The organism is Bacteroides sp. AM16-24, assembly GCF_003471885.1.
Lineage (GTDB): Bacteria > Bacteroidota > Bacteroidia > Bacteroidales > Bacteroidaceae > Bacteroides.
In genome coordinates this window covers 598692-619699 of sequence record NZ_QRKI01000001.1, presented here as the reverse complement: position 1 = coordinate 619699, position 21008 = coordinate 598692, and the positions used below count along the sequence as shown (strand labels likewise).

Here is a 21008-nt window from a genome sequence, read left to right as displayed (position 1 = left end):
AAAAGATAACGCTTGATATTCCGCCAATAAAAAAAGGCTCAATTCGGATACCAAGCGGATCACATAAAAAGGAACTTTGAAAGTTCCTTTTTTTATTCAAAGCAGGCTAAATCATCTGGTTGTTAGCCCCTTACAAATTAAAACACAAAGAAGACTTTAACTAAATAACTATATCTAAACTGTTTCGTCATGAAGAGAAAATTACTATTGCTGATCCTTTTAACTCTATCTTTATCTGCCGTTCAGGCTCAAACCAAACTCAAATGGAACGCTTTATATTGGGCCATGGGTGTAGTGAACATGTCGGCAGAAACCAAACTTGCAGATAAGTGGACATTCAATGGAGATGCCGTATACTCACCCTGGAAAAGCATCGAGGGCAACCCTATGAGATTCGGCCAATTAATTGTAGAAGGCAGATATTACCCTAAAGGAGCATTCAACGGACTCTATGTAGGAGGATATGGCAGTTATCACAGACTGTTTAAATTCACAAAATGGAATTATATCAATCATGATAAATATCAAAAAGGCAATGGCATGTCTTTCGGAGCAACTTTAGGCTATCAAATTAAAATTAACGACCGTTGGGCAGTAGACCTCTTCGCAAGCTATGGATGGCAGCATTCCCGATATAAAGGTTATATAAAATCTACCGGAGAAATGTATGTGGGCAAAAACGCCAGCGCCGAATGGTTACCCTACAAATTAGGTGCATCTTTTGTTTACCGACTGGTAAAATAATTCTAAATATCATTAAATGAGCACGTACCTGATTATCTTTATCAGTACATTTGATTGTTACTCATATATATAATCCATAAAATATAAGTATGTATGAAAGCAATCCGAATTATTTTTTCCTTATTGCTGATTATGGCAATCAGTATACCGACTCTTTCTGCACAAACTAAGAAAGAAAAGAAAGAGCTAAAGAAACAAGCGGTTGAAAAACTCATCACATCCGGGAAATATAGAATAGATGTGAACCGGGCACTTCCTGCAAGGGGACGGTCCGTGATGCTGACTTCTCCATATTCTGTAGAAATCAGGAACGATTCCATCATATCCCATCTACCTTATTACGGAAGGGCCTATTCAATTCCTTATGGTGGCGGAGAAGGGCTTAACTTCAAAGCTCCACTTACCGACTATAAACAGGATTGGGATAAGAAAGGAACAGCAAAAATCAAATTCACCGCACGGAGCACGGAAGATAAATTCGATTTTGATATCGATATTTTTAGCAACGGCTCCTCTACCATATTCGTAAACATGCAAAACCGCCAGTCCATCAACTTTCAGGGAGAAGTAGATATGACGGAAAAAGAAATGGAAAAATAAGGTATATAACCTGCCAATGATTACCTTTGTGCAATGACATCCTAAATTTATGTACAAAGAATACCCACCATGCAGTCTGCTCTCCCCCTATATTGACAAATATTGGGAATTTAAAGGCAATCCTGAATATGGAATGCGCATCAACATACTTCCCGACGGATGCACGGATTTTATCTTCACCCTTGGAGAGGCTACACAGACGGTAGATGGCAGGCTAACCATGAAACCTTACCGTTCCTACTTCATTGGACCGATGAATAGTTACTCGGAACTGGTAGCTTATGCGGAAACCATTCATATGCTGGGAGTCCGTTTTCTACCTTCCGGATTATCACGTTTCATACAATTACCCCTGCATGAACTTACCAATCAAAGAATCTGTGCTGATGAAGTAACTAACTTCTTCGATGCCTCATTTGCAGAAAGACTATGTGAAGAGGATAACTTTGGAGACAGAATAAAGATAATAGAAGAATTATTCATCAAGTCTTTATACAAATATGATCTACAGACGGACCCACAGATTGCGTTTGCCATAGAACAAATAAACCGTCATCAGGGAAAACTCCCGGTACAATCATTAGTGGAAGATATTTGTCTCTGCCAACGACAATTCGAACGTAAATTCAAAATGAATACAGGATACACTCCCAAAATATACAGCAGAATTATGCAATTCAAGAATGCGGTAGATTTATTGAGGAGTGCTACCTGCGATAACCTGTTATCTACTGCTGTTCATGCAGGATACTATGATGTCCCCCATCTTTCAAGAGAAATAAAAAGAATGTCAGGTAATACCCCCTACTCTTTTCTGGCCCTTCCTTCGCCGGAAGAAGAAGTCACGCTGACTTACGTAGAAGCGTAAATGTCGTTTTTATACAATGAAGGAATATCTCCGGCTACTTATATTTGCACCATTCAATTAACAAAACAGATTAAAAAGATGGAAACACTTGAAAAGAAAGCCGCAGAAATGCTTCAAAAGAGCGAAGTAGTAGTTCTTACCTCTATTAACCAAGAGGGATATCCCCGCCCTGTACCAATGAGTATGGTTAAAGCCGAAGGTATTTCAACCGTTTGGATGTCAACCGGAAACGACTCATGGAAAACAGTTGATTTTCGAAAGAATCCGAAAGGTGGTTTATGTTTCTATGCCCAGGGAGACAGCGTTTGCATGACCGGTGATGTAGAAGTTATCACAGATGCAGATGCCAAACAAGAACTTTGGCAAGACTGGTTCATCAACCATTTTCCCGGTGGCCCGACTGACCCCAACTATGTTATACTAAAGTTTGAGGCTAACCATGCTACTTACTGGATAGAGGGAAAGTTCGTCCACAGAAAAGTTTAATGAGTATTAAGTTACGTTCAATAAAAAGATAATCCACCGAAAGTTAACCTAATAAAGAATATAAATTCATATATTTGCGTTTACTATAAAACAAACTCATATATGAAGATCAAAACTTTATTATTCCTGTTTATCTGTCTCTCTTTAAGTGCCTGCAAGGATGATGACGATCCAAGTGGTAACAGTGATCGTCCTGAGACGCAGGCATGGATAGAAGATACCATGCGCGAACATTATTATTGGTACAATGAAATACCGGCAGCCGGCAAGCTGAATTATGCGAATGATCCGGAAACTTTCTTTTATTCATTATTGTCTGATAAAGACGGGAAAGTTCGTGGAAGCAAACATCAATATTTCTCCTACATCAAAGAACTCACAGGAGAAAATACACGTAGCACGATAAATGAAGAGTATTCATACGGTTTTGAATTTACGGGTATTTATGCTGATAAAACACATCAGGATATACTTGCGCTCGTACTATATGTAGTGAAAGGTTCTCCGGCCGATGATGCCGGATTGCAACGAGGCGACTGGATTACAGAAATCAATGATGCTCCAGTTACAGATGCTAATTTTGCATCATTATCCGGAGGTGAGGCCTGTTCATTAACAATAGCCAAATGGGACCCGGCAACAAAGAAGTTTGTGATTCAGAATGAAAAAATAAATTTAGCATCAGCCCGGAAAGTTGAAGATGATCCGGTGTATACATGGAACGTCATCGAAAGTCCTGTTAAAAATAAAAAAGTAGGTTATCTGCTTTACAACCATTTCACTGCAGGGAAAAGCGATGATGACACGTCTTACGACGACCATTTAAAATCTCTTTCAGGCTCTGACTTCAACGGAGTGGATGAATTTGTCTTGGATTTACGATACAACAATGGTGGAGCATTATCTTCCGGTATCTTATTATGTACTATTCTCCAACCGGAAAATCAAGTTGGCAGTAAATTAGGTTACCTACAATACAATGATAAACAAAAAAATAAAAAGGTACAATTTAACACCAACCAGAGTTTGCTCGGATCAAACGGGAAAAACCTGAACCTGAAGACACTGTATGTATTAGTAAGTAGCTCCAGTGCATCCGCTTCGGAAATGGTGATCAACTCATTGAAACCTTTTATGAATGTTGTGGTAATTGGAGAAACGACTGTAGGTAAAAACGTCGGTTCACTGGAATATACAAGCAACGACAAGAAGTGGGAAATACACCCTATTGTTTGTCAAATATACAATTCAGTAGACTTTACTGATTATGCTGATGGAATAGCGCCGGATGTACAACTTGACGAAGCATTCACATACGTTGATGCTCAAACAGTATCTCCCATTGAAATGTTTCCTTTAGGAGATCCGAATGAACACTTATTTAAAGCTGCCATAGACCTGATTGACGGGAAAGCCACCCTTACCCGTAGTATAGAAGTACCAGGCACAGCTACTTATAAAAAGGTTCCTGGTAACTCAATAGACAGAAAAGCAACCGGCAGTGTGATTATTAACAAATAATCCGTAAATTTGCAGTCCGAAATTTACAGACTGTAAATCATGCAAGGAACAAAGAATCTGACTAAAGGGTCTATCAATCGCCAGTTATTTAATCTGGCGATACCTATTATGGCCACTTCCTTTATCCAGATGGCATACAGCCTGACGGACATGGCATGGGTAGGTCGTTTAGGCAGTGAAGCAGTTGCTGCTGTCGGTGCGGTAGGTATACTCACCTGGATGTCTGGTTCCATAGCCTTGCTGAATAAAGTAGGTTCTGAAGTCAGCGTAGGGCAATCTATCGGGGCTCGTAGCGAACAAGATGCACGGCAGTTCGCTTCACATAATATCAGTATTGCCCTGCTCATTTCTGTATGCTGGGCTGCTCTTTTATTTTTGTTTGCCAATCCTGTCCTGCATATATTCGAACTGAAAGAGCATATCACAGAAAATGCCGTAACTTACCTGCGCATTGTCTCAACAGGATTACCTTTCGTATTTTTATCGGCCGCCTTCACAGGAATATACAATGCAGCAGGACGAAGCAAGACACCTTTTTACATCAGTGGTACCGGGTTGATAATGAATATCATACTCGACCCGCTATTTATCTTCGGTTTTGGCTGGGGAACAGTAGGTGCAGCCCTTGCCACATGGTTATCCGAAGCTACTGTATTCGGTATTTTCATTTATCAGCTACGGTACAAAGACAATCTGTTGGGAGGCTTCCCTTTTCTTACCCGTCTTAAAAAGAAATACACCCGCCGCATATTCAAGCTCGGGCTTCCGGTAGCTACGCTGAATACCTTGTTTGCCTTTGTCAATATGTTCCTTTCGCGTACGGCTTCGGAACAAGGAGGACATATCGGACTTATGGCTTTCACTACCGGAGGACAAATAGAAGCTATCACTTGGAATACTTCGCAAGGATTCTCTACTGCATTAAGTACCTTCATTGCACAGAATTATGCTGCCGGAGAAAAATCGAGAGTAAAAAGGGCTTGGTATACTACACTGTGGATGACCTCCATATTCGGTACCCTATGCTCATTGCTTTTCATTTTCTTTGGAAGTGAAGTGTTTTCCATTTTCGTACCCGAACCGGAGGCTTTCCGCGTAGGTGGTGATTTCCTGCGTATAGACGGTTATTCACAGCTCTTCATGATGCTGGAAATCACCATGCAAGGCGTATTCTACGGATTAGGAAGAACAATTCCGCCAGCCATCATCAGTATATCATGTAACTATATGCGTATTCCCGTAGCCCTGCTTCTGGTACATATGGGAATGGGGGTAGACGCCATATGGTGGGCCGTAAGTGCAACCACCATTGCTAAGGGACTTATCCTCACACTCTGGTTTATACTTATAAAAAGAAAAATTCTCTAAAAAAGGAGAACAAAATACCTAAACATAACATCAACATATTTGTTATATATCTAACTTTGCATTACAAACATAGTAACATTTTTAAAAGAACAAATTATGAAAAAGATGAAAATTAGTGTACTGTTATTGAGCGGTGCTATATTATTAGGAAGTTGCAGTACAATGAACAATACCGCAAAAGGCGGTGTGATTGGTGGTGGATCAGGCGCAGCAGCCGGTGCTATTATTGGCGGACTTATCGGTAAAGGTAAGGGCGCAGCTATTGGTGCGGCTGTAGGTGCGGCAGTAGGTACAGGTGCCGGTGTTGCCATTGGCCATAAGATGGATAAGAAAGCTGCCGAAGCTGCCAAAATTGAAGGTGCACAGGTAGAGAAAGTAACCGATACCAACGGACTTGCTGCTGTAAAAGTAACTTTCGAATCAGGCATCCTGTTTGGCTTTAACTCATCAGCATTGAGCAATACTTCTAAAGCTTCTTTGCGCGAACTGGCCCAGATCCTGAAAGAAGATCCTACAACGGACATTGCTATCGTAGGTCATACAGATAAAGTAGGTACGTATGAAGCCAATATGAAAGTTTCAAAGGACCGTGCATATACTGTAGAGAATTATCTGCAGGATTGCGGCGTTTCTCCTGCACAATTCAAGCAAGTGGAAGGCGTAGGCTACAATCAGTATGATGACAGCATGACAGCCAGTCAAAACCGTCGTGTGGATATCTATATGTATGCCAGCGAACAGATGATTAAGAACGCAGAAGCAGGAAAATAAGCTACAAGCTACAAAGCTACGAGCTACAAGTTGCTACGCTATCAGTCCGAAAGGTACTTGTAGCTTGTAACTCGTAGCTCGTAGCTTGTCGTTACTAACTAACAAAAACCACGACAATAAGTATGAAGAAGGTTTTGCGAATTCTACGCAATCTGATACTCTTTTTCTTTATCTCCACTATTCTCACAGTGGTGATCTATCGTTTTATTCCCGTTTACTTCACTCCCCTCATGGTTATCCGGAGTACTCAACAGATTTTTAAAGGCGAAAAACCGGTCTGGCATCACAGTTGGGTTTCTTTTGATAAAATCTCTCCTCACCTGCCGATGGCGGTAATCGCTTCGGAAGACAATCGCTTTGCTACTCACAATGGTTTCGATTTCATAGAAATAAAAAAAGCTATGAAAGAGAATGAAACACGAAAGCGGAAGCGAGGAGCCAGCACCATCAGCCAGCAGACAGCAAAAAATGTATTTCTTTGGCCCCAATCTTCATGGATGCGAAAAGGACTTGAAGTTTACTTCACCTGGCTTATTGAACTCTGTTGGTCGAAAGAACGGATCATGGAAGTATATCTTAACTCTATCGAAATGGGAAAAGGTATTTATGGAGCAGAAGCTACCGCCAAATACAAGTTCCACACCACTGCTGCCAAACTAACAGCAGGCCAATGTGCATTGATTGCAGCAACCCTTCCTAACCCCATACGCTTTAATTCTGCACACCCGTCAGCTTACATCCTGCGCAGGCAGTCACAGATATTAAGGTTGATGAAGTTAGTTCCCAAATTCCCTCCGGTAAAAAAAGCAGAAAAGAAATGAAGAAAGCCTTGCCATTGTTCTTAATTTGCATACTTATCTGTTGTGGAGCACATGCCCAACGTACAGAAGTTTATAACCCGCATATACATACGGTGCAGGTCATCGCCAACAACGACTATATGGCTCCTGCCGCCATCCGGTTAGGTGAAGGTGAAACTGTAGAAATCTCATTCGACCACCTCACGCACGATTACCATCGTTATCAGTATGTCCTCACACATTGCAATGCAGACTGGACCCCGTCCGATCTTTCCGAAACAGAATACCTGGATGGTTTCAATGATAATCCGATAGAGGATCACGATATTTCTGTCAACACTACTCTACCCTATACACACTATCGCCTGACGCTTCCTAATGACCAGGTACGTCCCAAACTTTCCGGTAACTATCGTCTGGTGGTTTATGATGATGCAGAGGGCAAGAATAAACCCGCTTTCAGCACTTGCTTCCGGATATTGGAGAAAGAGGTAAACATATCAGCACAAGTCAGCAGTGATACAGAGATAGATCGTAACAAGACCCATCAGCAAGTCAGCTTCAGTATCCAGCATAAGGGATATCCCATTCGTAACCCTCAGAATGAAATCAAAGTGCACGTTTTACAAGATAATCGTACAGACAACGAAGTTACCAATCTTCAACCTTCTTACGTTGGTCCTGACCAGTTACGCTACGAACATAACCGTGCGCTGATATTTCCAGCAGGAAACGAATATCGCCGTTTCGAAATGGTGAGTACACGATATGCCTCACAAGGTGTGGAAAGTATCCGCTATCATGCCCCTTACTATCACGTCACGCTGCAACCGGACCTGCCTCGTCTACTCAATTATAGTTATGACCAGGATCAAAATGGACGTTTTGTAATACGGTATGATGAAGCGGTGGATAACAATACGGAAGCAGATTACTTCTTTGTACATTTCTCTCTGTTATGGGAGAATCCGCTTACAGAGGGAAAGTTTTATCTGCAAGGAGCTTTCACGTATGATGATTTTAATGAAGAGAATCTGCTGAAATATAATCCGGAGACTCACGCTTATGAGTGTGCCCGATTGCTGAAGCAGGGAGCATATAATTACCAGTATCTGTATGTAGCCCCCGGAAGTACAGTAGGAAGCACCGCACAGGCAGAGGGGAATTTCTATGAAACGGAGAATGAATATCTGATACTTGTTTATCACCGGCCTTTTGGAGAGAGGTATGACCGACTGATTGGTATGCAACAGGTTAGTTATAAATAAGAAACCAACTAAACAGGTATTTGCCCGGCTCTTTTTGCATCTTTACCGTAAGTCTTATTGGGTGTTGACCGTAGTCAACAGGCCTGTCAACGTAGGTTAACAGGACCGTCAACCAACGTTGACAGGCCTGTTAACCAAGGTCAACATCCCATTATTCCTAAGAGCAAACGTTATATTCATTAGTCCTGAACAAAACAATCCCTTATATAGAACAAATGAATCAATAAGCTCTTAGTACGAATGCCCTCCGTCCTTCATCTCTTTCTCATTAATCTTATGTATATCAATGCTTCTCCAAGCATAGAAGATATACGCAAGCACAAATGGAACCAAGAAAGAAACATAGAACATCACCCTCAATGTAAACTCACTGGAACAACTGTTTGCCAAAGTCAATGAACTTTGCAGATCATTTGTAGAAGGATAATAAGCCGTATGATTGTAGCCCGCAACAAGCAGTAATGCCAACACAGCAAGCACCGTACCAATACCTGTAAACCAAATACCCTTATCGAATTTAGGCTTCAACAAACTCTTCCCAATGCCAAAAAGCACCAGTGCCACCCCAATAAGAAAAAGCACCAACACCACCGGCATTTCAATAAAGTTCGTCAGATACTTATAAGGTTCCATGAAGATTTCTCCCGTCTCCGGATTCACAGCATATCCATCCGCCAACAGTGTACGGATAACGAATGACAAAAAGAATACAAGAAACAACACCGAATTTCCAATCAGGGAACGACGGCTACGTGCCACCAAATCTTTATCATCAATATTATTAATAAAGTACAATGCACCCAAAATACGTGCAAGGAAGAATACAGCCAATCCCAACACTACATTCCATGGGTTAGCCAATGCATCCAGTCCGTGCCAGCCATTTGCCCAATGGCTAATAACAGGCATCACCGTATTCGTCATACTGGCTTTATTGATATAAAACTCCGAACCTGTAAAGAACGTAGCCACCGCACCACCCAGCAGCACCGGACCTACTACACCGTTAATCACCAGGAAAGTACGATATGTATTTCTTCCCAGCAGATTACCCGCCTTGCTCTGGAATTCATAACTGACAGCCTGCAACACAAAGCTAAACAGGATAATCATCCACAACCAGTATGCACCACCAAAACTCGTACTGTAGAACAATGGGAACGATGCAAAAAATGCACCGCCAAACGTAACTAACGTCGTAAATGTGAACTCCCATTTCCGCCCTGTAGAGTTAACCATCATCTTCCGATGTTCTTCCGTCTTACCCAGACAGAAGATAAGCGAATTACCTCCCTGCACAAACAGCAGGAATACAAGAAGGGCCCCCAGCAATGATACCACGAACCACCAATATTGTTGTAGAAAAACGTAAGACATGAACTTTAATTTTTAATTATTAATTTCTAATTATTAATTATTCTCCGGTCCTTTCTTTATTGCCTTCAACAGAATACCGATTTCTGCTATCAGCATAATAGTAAACAACACCAGGAAGATAAAGAATGTCGTCTGTACGGAACCCACATCCAGCTTAGAAATAGCCGCATTCACAGGCAACATATCCTGTATAGCCCACGGCTGACGTCCGCACTCTGCAACTACCCATCCGGCTTGTCCCGCCAGATAGCCCAACGGAATGGTCAGTAATGCAACCCTATGCATCCACTTCATCTTCGACAAATCACGCTTATATACCAGGAACAGTATTACAATAAAGAACAATATAAAGTAACCACCCAGCATCACCATCACACGGAAAGCATAGAATGTCAACGGTACATTAGGTACCAGATCATTCACATCCTTAATATATCCATAGCCGAAATAAGCCACATTTTCTTTCAACGTTTTGGCCGCTATCTTCGCATCTTCCTCGTTACCTGCCGACTTGGCATCACGATAAGCTGCCAATGCAGCAATTGCTGTCTTCCCACGCTCTATCTTCTCTTCTGCGGAAAGTGCTTTGGTACCGTCTTTCAATTCATATCCACCCTCCAACAAGTCTGTAATACCGGGTACAAATGCATCCATTTTTCTTTCAGCAAGCAAAGAGAGCATCTTTGGTATCTCCATCCTGAACAGGAAAGGAGCCTGTCCGTCATCGTATGTCTTCTTTTCAGGATTCAGCATACCGATTGCTACCAATCCGGCCCCTTGCTGCCCCTCGTAATAACCTTCCATTGCTGCCAGCTTCATCGGCTGCGTTTGCGCCACCTGATAACCCGACCCATCACCGGTCCATGCAGAAAGCACAGCCGAAACCAAACCTACCCAGGCAGCAATCTTTATGCTTGACAATGCAAATTTCTTATCCCGTTTCTTCAGCAGGAACCAGCAGGCAACACCTACCACAAATACAGCACCCAGCACCCAACCGGACAACACGGTATGGAAAAACTTATTTACTGCTGTAGGTGATAATGCTACTGCCCAGAAATCTACCATCTCATTTCTCACCGTATCAGGATTGAATTCCATCCCCACCGGATTCTGCATCCATGCATTCGCCACAAGTATCCACCAAGCAGATATTGTGGCCCCCAATCCCGTCAGCCAGGTAGATGCCAGATGGAATTTCTTGCTCACCTTATCCCAGCCAAAGAACATGACTGCAATAAAAGTAGCTTCCATAAAGAAAGCCAAAATACCTTCGATGGCAAGTGGTGCTCCAAAAATGTCGCCCACAAACCAGCTGTAGTTACTCCAGTTGGTTCCGAACTCAAATTCAAGAATCAATCCCGTGGCCACTCCCACGGCAAAGTTGATACCGAACAATTTCATCCAAAACTTGGCGGTGCGTTTCCAAAACTCATCCCCCGTACGATAATACATGGTCTCCATGATACCCATGATGACTGCCAGCCCCAATGTGAGCGGCACAAAAATCCAGTGATAAATGGCGGTCAGTGCGAATTGCGCCCTCGACCAGTCAATCAGAGAAGTGTCAATGTGTTCAAGCATAAGAAATCAAGTTATTAATTATGAAGTTATAAGTAATTTACAGTATTAAGCGCTGGTCAATCCGGAGTGGAAGAAGGGGAATCACCAAGAGCACGGTCAATAAGTTCCCTACCCACATACTCCTCCTTATCTTCGCCTACCGCAGACGAGTTCAGATAATTGGGGAAGAAGAATATACGCAATATGAAAAACATGATGAACAGTTTCACCAGAATAATGAGCCACAGAGTTTTCCCGAGCGTCATACTCCGGAATCCATCGACGTAAAACTGCCAGATTTTCTGGATTGTATTTTTCATAATAGAAAATTTATAATCATTACAAATATAAAACTTTTATATTTTAAATAACAAATAAAAGAGCAAAAAGTTAGTCATCGACACAAAAAAGCATTCCGGCGTCGAAAAATTCCGAACCGTCTATCTATTTTGCAGGGCATTTTACGACACTGTATCTTCGCAATCGTAAAACAATATAGCATAACGAAGATATGAGAAACGTAAGAAGATTGACAGTGATAACACTCAGTGTGGCAAGCGCCTGTGTCGGCAGCACGACACTGCAGGCACAGGATGCGACTCCCACTGCAGCGCAGGAAATCACAGTACAAAGTACTTCATCGCAAGACGATGCGGCACTCCCCTCTCAGTGGGACTTGCAAACCTGCATTGACTATGCCCTGCAACACAACATCACCCTGAAGCGTAACCGTATCAGTGCGGAAAGCGCCGAAGTGGATGTGAAAACTGCGAAAGCAGCCCTGTTTCCCAGTTTGTCGGCAAGTGTCAGCCAACGTATCGTGAACCGCCCCAACAGCGAGACGAATACGATTATCGATGGTGACAACATCACCAGTAGCACCAGTAAGACGTCGTACAACGGTAGCTATGGTATTGATGCCAGTTGGACCCTCTACAATGGCAGCAAGCGCCTGAACACCATCAAGCAACAGAAGCTGAACAACCGCATTGCCGAACTCAATGTAGCCGAAAGTGAAAATTCTATCGAAGAGAGCATTGCACAAATATATGTGCAGATACTCTACGCTGCCGAAGCTGTTAAAGTAAATGAGAATACTCTTGCCGTCAGCCAGGCCGAACGTGATCGCGGACAACAGTTGCTGGAGGCCGGAAGTATCGCCAAGAGCGACCTCGCACAGTTGGAATCACAGGTCAGTACTGATAAATATCAGTTAGTGACGGCACAAGCCACCTTGCAAGATTACAAATTACAACTGAAACAACTTCTGGAGTTGGATGGTGAAAGTGAAATGAATCTCTATCTGCCTGCCTTAGGTGATGAAAATGTGCTGACGCCCCTGCCCACCAAAACAGATGTGTATCGAGCTGCTCTCACTTTCCGTCCTGAGATAGAATCGGGCAAGCTGAATGTACAGGCTTCCGATTTGGATATCAGCATTGCCAAAGCAGGATATATCCCTACACTGAGCCTCAGTGCCGGTATCGGTACAACGAACGCCAACGGCAATGATTTCTCCTTCTCCGAACAGGTGAAGAATAACTGGAACAACTCATTAGGTCTGACCGTAAGCATTCCTATCTTCAACAACCGTCAAACCAAAAGTGCGGTACAGAAAGCCCGCCTGCAAAAACAGACCAGCGAACTGGACTTGCAGGATCAGCAGAAGACCTTATACAAGACTATTGAAAGTTTATGGTTAGATGCCAATAGTGCACAACAACAATATGTAGCAGCTGCCGAGAAACTACGTAGTACACAGACAAGTTACGATCTCATTCAAGAGCAGTTCAACCTGGGCATGAAGAATACAGTAGAACTGCTGACAGAGAAGAATAACCTGCTCAATGCGCAACAGGAAACATTGCAAGCCAAATATATGGCTATATTGAATGCACAGTTATTGCGATTCTACCAGGGAGAAGGGATAAGGTTGTGATAGAATGATAAGGTGATAGAGTGATTAGTGATAAATAAAAGAAACGATATGAGCAAGAAGAAAATTATCAGTATGGCGGTCGGAGTCATCATTGTAGCCGGCCTAGCTATTTGGGCATTTGGCGGAGAAGCCAAAAAACGGAAAGTGGTATACGAGACGACTACCGTAAGTCGTAGCGACATTTCCAACTCTGTGACTGCCACAGGCACCATTGAACCGGTGACTGAAGTGGAAGTAGGTACACAGGTCAGTGGTATCATTGATAAGCTGTATGCAGATTATAATTCGGTAGTGACCAAAGGGCAACTCATTGCCGAAATGGATAAAGTGACCCTGCAAAGTGAGCTTGCTTCACAAAAAGCAACCTATGATGGTGCCAAAGCCGAATATGAATATCAACAGAAGAACTACGAACGCAACAAAGGTCTGCACGAGAAGCAACTCATCAGCGATACGGATTACGAGCAAAGCCTCTACAACTACCAGAAAGCCAAAAGCGCCTATGACAGTAGTAAGGCATCTCTTGCCAAGGCAGAACGTAACTTGTCGTACGCCACCATCACCTCTCCTATCGATGGCGTTGTTATCAGCCGTGATGTAGAAGAAGGACAGACAGTAGCTTCCGGCTTCGAAACTCCGACCCTCTTCACCATTGCTGCGGACTTGACACAAATGCAAGTAGTGGCCGATGTAGATGAAGCTGACATAGGCGATGTAGAAGAAGGACAACGTGTGAGCTTTACAGTAGATGCTTATCCGAATGATGTATTCGAAGGTAAAGTTACACAAATCCGTCTTGGAGCAACCAGCAGTTCAAGCAGTGCCACTACATCTACCACTGTGGTAACTTATGAAGTAGTGATCTCCGCCCATAACCCAGATTTGAAATTGAAACCGAGATTGACAGCAAACATTACAATCTATACACTGGATAAACAAGGAGTACTGAGTGTTCCAACAAAGGCTTTACGCTTTACACCGGCAGTTCCATTGGTAGGCAAGGATGCCGTAATCAAGGACTGCGAAGGAGAGCATAAGGTATGGACCCGTGAAGGAGATACGTTTACCGCACATCCGGTCAGCATCGGTATCTCTAACGGAATTATGACGGAAATTACAGGTGGCATCAATGAAAACACGCAAGTCGTAGCTGATGCAGTAATCAGCACAGGCAGCGGACAGGCAGCTGTAGCCGAAGGACAGGAAGGAGGAGAAAGAAGTCCTTTCATGCCTGGCCCTCCGGGAAACAATAAAAAGAAAAATAATAAGTAATCATATTATGAGTAAAACAGTCATAGAATTGCAAAACATCCGGCGTGATTTCCAAGTGGGTGAGGAAACGGTGCATGCCCTGCGTGGCATCTCCTTTTCCATTGCCGAAGGAGAGTTCGTCACCATCATGGGTACGTCCGGTTCCGGTAAATCGACACTGTTGAATACCCTGGGTTGCCTCGATACTCCTACCAGTGGAGAATACTTGCTGGACGGTATATCCGTACGTACCATGAGCAAGCCTCAGCGCGCCATATTACGAAATCGGAAAATCGGTTTCGTATTCCAAAGCTATAATTTGCTGGCAAAGACAACTGCCGTGGAGAATGTAGAATTGCCTTTAATGTATAATGCTTCTGTCTCAGCAGCCGAACGCAGACGCCGGGCCATAGAAGCTCTGCAAGCCGTAGGGCTGGGCGACCGTCTGGAACATAAATCGAACCAGATGTCGGGTGGACAGATGCAACGTGTAGCCATTGCCCGTGCCTTGGTAAACAACCCTGCGGTAATCCTTGCCGATGAGGCAACAGGTAATCTGGACACGCGTACTTCTTTTGAGATATTGGTTCTTTTCCAAAAACTACATGCCGAAGGACGCACCATTATATTCGTTACCCATAATCCCGAAATAGCCCAGTACAGTAGCCGGAACATTCGTCTGCGTGACGGGCATGTGACGGAAGACACGGTGAATACGAAAATTCTATCGGCAGCAGCGGCACTGGCAGCATTACCGAAAAATGATGAAGATTAAGAAATATAAATTATGAACGGAACAAACCTTTTCAAAATAGCCCTCCGCGCCCTTGCCAACAACAAGCTTCGCGCCTTCCTCACCATGCTGGGTATCATCATTGGTGTGGCCTCCGTCATCACCATGCTTGCCATCGGACAGGGTTCGAAGAAAAGTATCCAGGCACAGATATCGGAAATGGGGTCGAACATGATCATGATTCACCCGGGCAGTGATACGCGTGGCGGTGTCCGTCAAGATGCTTCTTCCATGCAGACTTTGAAACTGACCGATTATGAAGCATTACGGGATGAGACTAACTTTCTGGCAGCTGTCAGTCCAAACGTATCGTCCAGCGGACAGCTTATTGCCGGAAACAATAACTATCCTGCCTCCGTAAATGGTGTAGGTACCGAATACCTCGAAATTCGCCAGTTAAGTGTGGAAAGCGGCGAGATGTTCACCGAAGCTGACATTCAGAATGCAGCAAAAGTCTGTATCATAGGTAAGACTATTGTAGACAACCTCTTCCCTAACGGACAGGACCCTATCGGACATATTATCCGTTTCAATCAGGTTCCCCTACGTGTAGTAGGTGTGCTCAAAGCGAAAGGATACAACTCCATGGGTATGGACCAGGATGAAATCGTGCTGGCTCCCTACACCACCGTAATGAAACGTATGCTGGCAGTTACCTATCTTCAAGGTATCTTTGCCTCTGCCCTCTCCGAAGACATGACAGATTATGCCACGGACGAAATTACCACCATCCTGCGCCGTAATCACAAGCTGAAAGAAAATGATGACGATGACTTCACCATCCGTAGCCAGCAGGAACTCAGTACGATGCTGAATTCTACCACTGACTTGATGACCACACTTTTGGCATGTATTGCCGGCATTTCTCTGGTAGTAGGTGGTATCGGTATCATGAACATTATGTATGTCAGCGTAACCGAACGTACGCGTGAAATCGGTCTGCGTATGTCCGTAGGCGCACGTGGCGTGGATATTCTTTCACAATTCCTGATTGAGGCCATCCTTATTAGTATTACAGGTGGCATCATTGGAGTCGTCATCGGCTGCGGAGCCTCATTCATTGTGAAGAACGTAGCCCACTGGCCCATCTACATCCAGGCATGGAGTGTATTCCTCTCCTTCGCAGTCTGTACCGTCACTGGTGTGTTCTTTGGCTGGTATCCGGCTAAGAAAGCAGCAGATCTGGATCCGATAGAGGCAATCAGATACGAGTAAATGAAGAATGAAAAATGAAGAATGAAGAATTATGCTGCGCAGTCATATTTGTATGGAAATTCTTCATTCCTCATTCTTCATTTTTCATTAAAATTATTATTTTTGTAATATGATTATGCAAGAACCCAAAACACGCCGGATTGTAGAAGTCCTCATTCATATCATCGGATGGGGCATTGTTTTTGCCTTTCCATTTCTGCTGATGAACCGCAGTGGATTCACGGTTAGCTGGATAGACTACCTGCGTCATGGCAGTACAGTGCCGATATCGTTCCTTATCGTGTTTTATATAAACTACTGCTTCTTTATTCCCCGCTTTCTGTTTGAAGGACGAATTAAACAGTATATCATACTGAACCTCCTGCTTATACTTTGCACCGCTATTGGTGTACACTTCTGGCAGGATTTCATCTTCCATACCTATGTGAAGTCCACTCCTCCCAAGCGTCCCGGACCTCCCAGTTGGATATTTATTCTGCGCGACGTATTCTCAATGGTTCTCACTGTCGGTCTGGCAGCTGCTATCCGTATGAGCGGTCGCTGGATAAAAGTGGAAGCTGCCCGTCGTGAGGCAGAAAAAAGCCGTACGGAAGCTGAATTGAAAAACTTGCGTAATCAACTGAATCCGCACTTCCTGCTCAATACCCTGAATAATATCTATGCCCTTATCGCTTTCGACAGCGATAAAGCGCAAGCTGCTGTCCAGGAGCTGAGTCGTCTTTTGCGCCATGTACTCTACGATAACCAACAAAATTTCGTTGCCTTGGGCAAAGAAATGGATTTCATCCGCAACTATATCGAGCTGATGCGTATCCGTCTTGCCTCCAACGTGACCGTAGAGACCCAAATCGATGTCCGTGCCGATAGCCGTACGGAAATAGCTCCACTCATTTTCATCTCCCTCATAGAGAATGCCTTCAAACATGGTATCTCCCCTACTGAGTCCAGCTTTATCCGCATTCATTTCAGCGAAAGTCCCGGTCAGGTATGTTGTGAAATAGCCAACAGCTACCACCCCAAAAGCCAAGCTGATAAAAGTGGTAGTGGTATAGGGCTGGAGCAGGTACGGAAACGTCTAGAACTGACCTATCCCGGCCAGTATGAATGGAAACAGGGAGTGAGTGACAACGGGAAAGAATATAAATCAATATTGGTGATAGGGTTATAGAGTGATAGAGTGATAAAGTAATATCACATTATCACTTTATAACCCTATCACCCCTAAATATTCAACATTATGAACCTGACTTGTGCCATAGTAGACGATGAACCGTTAGCTTTAGACCTATTGGAAAGCTACGTCAATAAGACCCCGTTCCTGACATTGGACGGAAAGTATTCCAGTGCCGTACAGGCTATGAAAGAGCTACCGGAGAAGCGAGTTGACTTGCTTTTCCTCGATATACAAATGCCAGAACTTAATGGCCTTGAGTTCTCTAAAATGGTAGATCCGCATACCCGTATCATATTTAGTACTGCTTTTGAGCAATATGCCATCGACGGTTATAAAGTGAATGCTCTGGATTATCTGTTAAAGCCAATCTCCTACGTAGATTTTTTGCAGGCAGCAAACAAAGCAGTGCAATGGTTTGAATTATTGCAGCAGCCCAAAGAAGAAATTGAAAGCATATTTGTTAAAAGCGACTATAAACTGGTGCAAATAGAGCTTAAAAAGATACTTTATGTGGAGGGTTTGAAAGATTATGTTAAAATTTATACAGAGGATAGTGCTCGGGCAATATTATCTCTTATGAGTATGAAATCAATGGAGGAATTATTGCCAGCTTCCCGTTTTATGCGGGTTCACAGATCTTATATTGTCCAGAAAGAAAAAATAAGAGTTATTGACCGCGGACGAATTGTGTTCGATAAAACGTATATCCCCGTCAGCGATAGTTATAAACAGGTATTTCAAGCATTCCTGGATAAAAGAAGTTAGAATATAACATTCATTTGTCGATAAAATATCCGAATCTGTCGACAAAACATAATTTCCTATTGCATATTAAAAAATGTTTTTTTACCTTTGCATCGAACAGATAAAGGAAGTTGTGAAACTTCCCCCAATAGAATAGTTTAGTTAAGTCTAGTTTAGTTTTTGTGTGAAGCACTTCCTCCGTGAGCGAACGACAGGAAGTGCTTTTTGTATATCTCAACTATTTCACTCACTTTATTCCCAAAAATTGGAAAGGCTGGGCAGTAACAAACTCTTTAGCAGTATTTCCCGCATACGTCTTACCATCAAGGAGGTTCAACTTCTTGACGGGTGCTTTCTCTGAAAAATCCACATCCTTGAAGTCAACCCAGAATACATTGGGATATAAAGTAGATTCAAAGTAATAAACTTTATCCTTTTGATCGGAAACCGTTCTCCAACGCGTTGAAGATATGTTCGGCTGATCAGGAGTACTAATGCCAAACGGAACAGAAGTATTGCGTATCACGCTAAAAACACTGGCCAGTGCCGTACGTGTATCTTCGGTCTTAGGAATTGCATTAATATAGAATGAAGCCCTCACAAAACGGTCGGCAGCCCGGTTAGTGCCAGGTAAGAAAGTCGTTCCACCAATAGTCTTCCAATAATCATCGAGTGCCAGTTGCTGGTCGAAAACGGGTGAATTGGTCATCACCTGATAGAACCTGCTATGATGGACATTCAGCTTTCCATCTATATATTCAAAGATAGCATTATCACCCGTAGCATCCGAAATGGAGAGATGAAGAGTAGCCATACGTGTACCGTCAGGCATCATATCCGATACCACATCGAAGGTATTCTTTTCTATTCCGGAAACCGCTTCATTCACCGTTGCAAAATTATCAAGCATATATTGCACCCAGGCAGCTATGGACAAAGCCGGTTTTTCACCATCCCATTGAGGATAAGACGATTCTGCCAACCATAATAAATTAGCAACGAGTCCTTTTTCATTCATGCCGTCAGTGCTGCATATATCATAAGCCGAAGTAACGACACTACCATATTTGGATTTCCAACGCATCGGGTTCTTTCCTACTTCTCCATTACGCTCCATGCCTCGTGGAAAGATCCAGATATTACTACGGGTATCTTCCTTCCAGTCCATGGTACGACCTGTTATCACCATATCTTTGCTTCCTTGATAAACTACACGCGTACAAGCTTTTAGACGTTCTTGAGATATTACTGAGAATATAATCACAAGTACTGTGATTAGAAATACATTTGTCTTACACATAATTATCCGATATTAAGTTGTTAGTAAGTATAAATACTAACAAAAGCACAGACTACAAAGTTCTGAAAGGAGTCGGGAGATTGTCTTCCGGAAATAAATAAATATTAAAAATAAAAACAAAGTACAAGAAATGCTGTTGGAAGGAGAAACTTAAAAACGATAATAGTTATGAATTACGGTATTAGTATCCTTTTCAGGGCTATCCCACTGCTGATGGCTCTCTTCTGTTTTGGCTACGGAGCCTTTGTGCTCGACATGGGGACGGACGTAAACCGATTTGTTGCCGGGCCCGTAGTATTTTCATTAGGAATGATATGTATTGCATTGTTTGCTACTGCAGCTACCATCATTCGGCAACTCATCCACACATACAGCACTGCGGCAAAATACGTATTGCCTATCCTAGGCTATCTGGCTGCAATCGTATGTTTCATTGGCGGAATGACTTATATAAATGACGGTATTACTGCCGCCCATTTCGTAGCAGGGCACGTCATCTGTGGAGTAGCATTTATCACAGCCTGCGTAGCTACCACTGCCACTGCATCCACCCGTTTCACTCTAATCCCGCAAAACTCAAAACGAACGGATCATACCGTACCGGCAAAAGCTTTCTCATCTGCACAGGGAGATGCACTGATTATTCTTGCAGTCATCTTTGCTGTAATTACATGGGTATGGACTTTCTGGCTATTAGGACAAAGCAGCACTCATATTGCTTATTTCGTAGCCGGACATGTTATGGCAGGATTAGCTTGCATATGCACCAGCTTAGTGGCACTTGTAGCTACCATATCACGCCAGATACGGAACACTTATGCCGGTTCAGAACGGAAATGGTGGCCTGCCCTTGTATTGGCAATGGGTACACTTAGTATCCTCTGGGGACTTTGGATACTGACTGACATTGATCCTGATAAGTCCTCCATCGGATATATAATGATAGGTCTGGGTTTAGTTTGTTACAGCATTTCCAGTAAAGTGATCCTGCTGGCAGTTATCTGGCGGAATGTCTTCAAACTGGCGAATCGCATTCCGCTTATTCCAGTACTCACTGCACTGACCTGCCTTTTCTTATCTGCTTTTATGTTTGAAATGGCGACACTGGACGATGTTTACTTTGTCCCTGCTCGTGTATTGGCCGGATTAGGTGGCATCTGTTTCACACTGTTCTCCATCGTCAGCATCCTCGAAAGCGGAACATCCAACTAATAGATCACTCTCTC

The 21008-nt window shown here is 43.2% G+C and carries 20 protein-coding genes; 16 read left to right on the top strand and 4 right to left on the bottom strand.

Annotated features, from left to right (window positions below; genetic code table 11):
• Nucleotides 1–189 precede the first annotated feature (189 nt).
• The 9 genes from DW182_RS02350 to DW182_RS02310 all read left to right on the top strand — a co-directional run bounded on the left by DW182_RS02350 (nucleotide 190) and on the right by DW182_RS02310 (nucleotide 8426).
• Entirely contained in the window at nucleotides 190–744 is a 555-nt protein-coding gene (locus DW182_RS02350) for a DUF3575 domain-containing protein (protein WP_118294517.1), read from the top strand.
• A gap of 93 nt (nucleotides 745–837) precedes the next feature.
• Nucleotides 838–1344 (top strand): DUF4251 domain-containing protein, encoded by a 507-nt coding sequence (locus DW182_RS02345; RefSeq protein ID WP_118294516.1) that lies wholly within the window; start codon nucleotides 838–840, stop codon nucleotides 1342–1344.
• Between the two features lie 49 nt (nucleotides 1345–1393).
• Nucleotides 1394–2212 carry an AraC family transcriptional regulator gene (locus DW182_RS02340; protein ID WP_007663441.1) on the top strand — a complete coding sequence of 273 codons (819 nt, stop codon included), beginning with the start codon at nucleotides 1394–1396 and terminating at the stop codon, nucleotides 2210–2212.
• A gap of 78 nt (nucleotides 2213–2290) precedes the next feature.
• On the top strand, nucleotides 2291–2698 hold the full coding sequence (locus DW182_RS02335; RefSeq protein ID WP_118294542.1) for a pyridoxamine 5'-phosphate oxidase family protein: 408 nt from the start codon (nucleotides 2291–2293) through the stop codon (nucleotides 2696–2698).
• A gap of 102 nt (nucleotides 2699–2800) precedes the next feature.
• Nucleotides 2801–4219, top strand: a complete 1419-nt coding sequence (locus DW182_RS02330) for a S41 family peptidase (RefSeq protein ID WP_118294515.1) — start codon at nucleotides 2801–2803, stop codon at nucleotides 4217–4219.
• A 39-nt stretch (nucleotides 4220–4258) separates the two neighbouring features.
• On the top strand, nucleotides 4259–5587 hold the full coding sequence (locus DW182_RS02325) for an MATE family efflux transporter (protein ID WP_118294514.1): 1329 nt from the start codon (nucleotides 4259–4261) through the stop codon (nucleotides 5585–5587).
• A 96-nt stretch (nucleotides 5588–5683) separates the two neighbouring features.
• Nucleotides 5684–6358: an OmpA family protein gene (locus DW182_RS02320; protein WP_007663451.1), complete on the top strand. Its 675-nt coding sequence runs from the start codon at nucleotides 5684–5686 to the stop codon at nucleotides 6356–6358.
• Nucleotides 6359–6480: 122 nt separating this feature from the next.
• Nucleotides 6481–7179 (top strand): monofunctional biosynthetic peptidoglycan transglycosylase, encoded by a 699-nt coding sequence (mtgA, locus tag DW182_RS02315; RefSeq protein ID WP_115501790.1) that lies wholly within the window; start codon nucleotides 6481–6483, stop codon nucleotides 7177–7179.
• Nucleotides 7176–8426, top strand: coding sequence for a DUF5103 domain-containing protein (locus tag DW182_RS02310; RefSeq protein ID WP_118294513.1), 1251 nt, complete (start codon nucleotides 7176–7178; stop codon nucleotides 8424–8426). Before mtgA ends, DW182_RS02310 begins: the two co-directional genes overlap by 4 nt.
• 231 nt (nucleotides 8427–8657) lie before the next feature.
• On the opposite strand, the gene DW182_RS02305 is transcribed toward DW182_RS02310, so the two are convergent.
• Genes DW182_RS02305 through DW182_RS02295 form a run of 3 tightly spaced genes read right to left on the bottom strand, consistent with a single transcriptional unit; the run spans nucleotide 8658 to nucleotide 11686 of the window.
• Nucleotides 8658–9803, bottom strand: a complete 1146-nt coding sequence (locus tag DW182_RS02305; protein WP_118294512.1) for a cytochrome d ubiquinol oxidase subunit II — start codon at nucleotides 9801–9803, stop codon at nucleotides 8658–8660.
• A 33-nt stretch (nucleotides 9804–9836) separates the two neighbouring features.
• Nucleotides 9837–11387 carry a cytochrome ubiquinol oxidase subunit I gene (locus tag DW182_RS02300; RefSeq protein WP_118294511.1) on the bottom strand — a complete coding sequence of 517 codons (1551 nt, stop codon included), beginning with the start codon at nucleotides 11385–11387 and terminating at the stop codon, nucleotides 9837–9839.
• 56 nt (nucleotides 11388–11443) lie between these two features.
• Complete coding sequence (locus DW182_RS02295; RefSeq protein WP_118294510.1) at nucleotides 11444–11686, bottom strand: DUF4492 domain-containing protein; 243 nt, start codon at nucleotides 11684–11686, stop codon at nucleotides 11444–11446.
• Nucleotides 11687–11877: 191 nt separating this feature from the next.
• On the opposite strand from DW182_RS02295, the gene DW182_RS02290 reads away from it, so the two are divergent.
• From DW182_RS02290 to DW182_RS02265, 6 genes are all read left to right on the top strand, one after another.
• Complete coding sequence (locus tag DW182_RS02290; protein ID WP_044534137.1) at nucleotides 11878–13305, top strand: TolC family protein; 1428 nt, start codon at nucleotides 11878–11880, stop codon at nucleotides 13303–13305.
• A gap of 48 nt (nucleotides 13306–13353) precedes the next feature.
• A complete protein-coding gene (locus DW182_RS02285; protein ID WP_118294509.1) occupies nucleotides 13354–14577 on the top strand; it encodes an efflux RND transporter periplasmic adaptor subunit in 1224 nt (407 codons plus the stop codon).
• A 7-nt stretch (nucleotides 14578–14584) separates the two neighbouring features.
• Entirely contained in the window at nucleotides 14585–15331 is a 747-nt protein-coding gene (locus DW182_RS02280) for an ABC transporter ATP-binding protein (RefSeq protein ID WP_007663465.1), read from the top strand.
• A 12-nt stretch (nucleotides 15332–15343) separates the two neighbouring features.
• On the top strand, nucleotides 15344–16564 hold the full coding sequence (locus DW182_RS02275) for an ABC transporter permease (RefSeq protein ID WP_118294508.1): 1221 nt from the start codon (nucleotides 15344–15346) through the stop codon (nucleotides 16562–16564).
• A 109-nt stretch (nucleotides 16565–16673) separates the two neighbouring features.
• Nucleotides 16674–17732 (top strand): sensor histidine kinase, encoded by a 1059-nt coding sequence (locus DW182_RS02270; RefSeq protein ID WP_118294507.1) that lies wholly within the window; start codon nucleotides 16674–16676, stop codon nucleotides 17730–17732.
• Nucleotides 17733–17801: 69 nt separating this feature from the next.
• Nucleotides 17802–18503, top strand: a complete 702-nt coding sequence (locus DW182_RS02265) for a LytTR family DNA-binding domain-containing protein (protein WP_007663478.1) — start codon at nucleotides 17802–17804, stop codon at nucleotides 18501–18503.
• 226 nt (nucleotides 18504–18729) lie between these two features.
• Here DW182_RS02265 and DW182_RS02260 read toward each other — a convergent pair whose 3' ends face one another.
• Nucleotides 18730–19782: a linear amide C-N hydrolase gene (locus DW182_RS02260; RefSeq protein ID WP_118294506.1), complete on the bottom strand. Its 1053-nt coding sequence runs from the start codon at nucleotides 19780–19782 to the stop codon at nucleotides 18730–18732.
• Between the two features lie 168 nt (nucleotides 19783–19950).
• Here DW182_RS02260 and DW182_RS02255 point away from each other — a divergent pair, with 168 nt between their 5' ends.
• The gene (locus DW182_RS02255; RefSeq protein WP_118294505.1) at nucleotides 19951–20994 is read left to right on the top strand and encodes a DUF2776 family protein; all 1044 of its coding nucleotides are present in this window, start codon (nucleotides 19951–19953) and stop codon (nucleotides 20992–20994) included.
• Nucleotides 20995–21008: the final 14 nt, after the last annotated feature.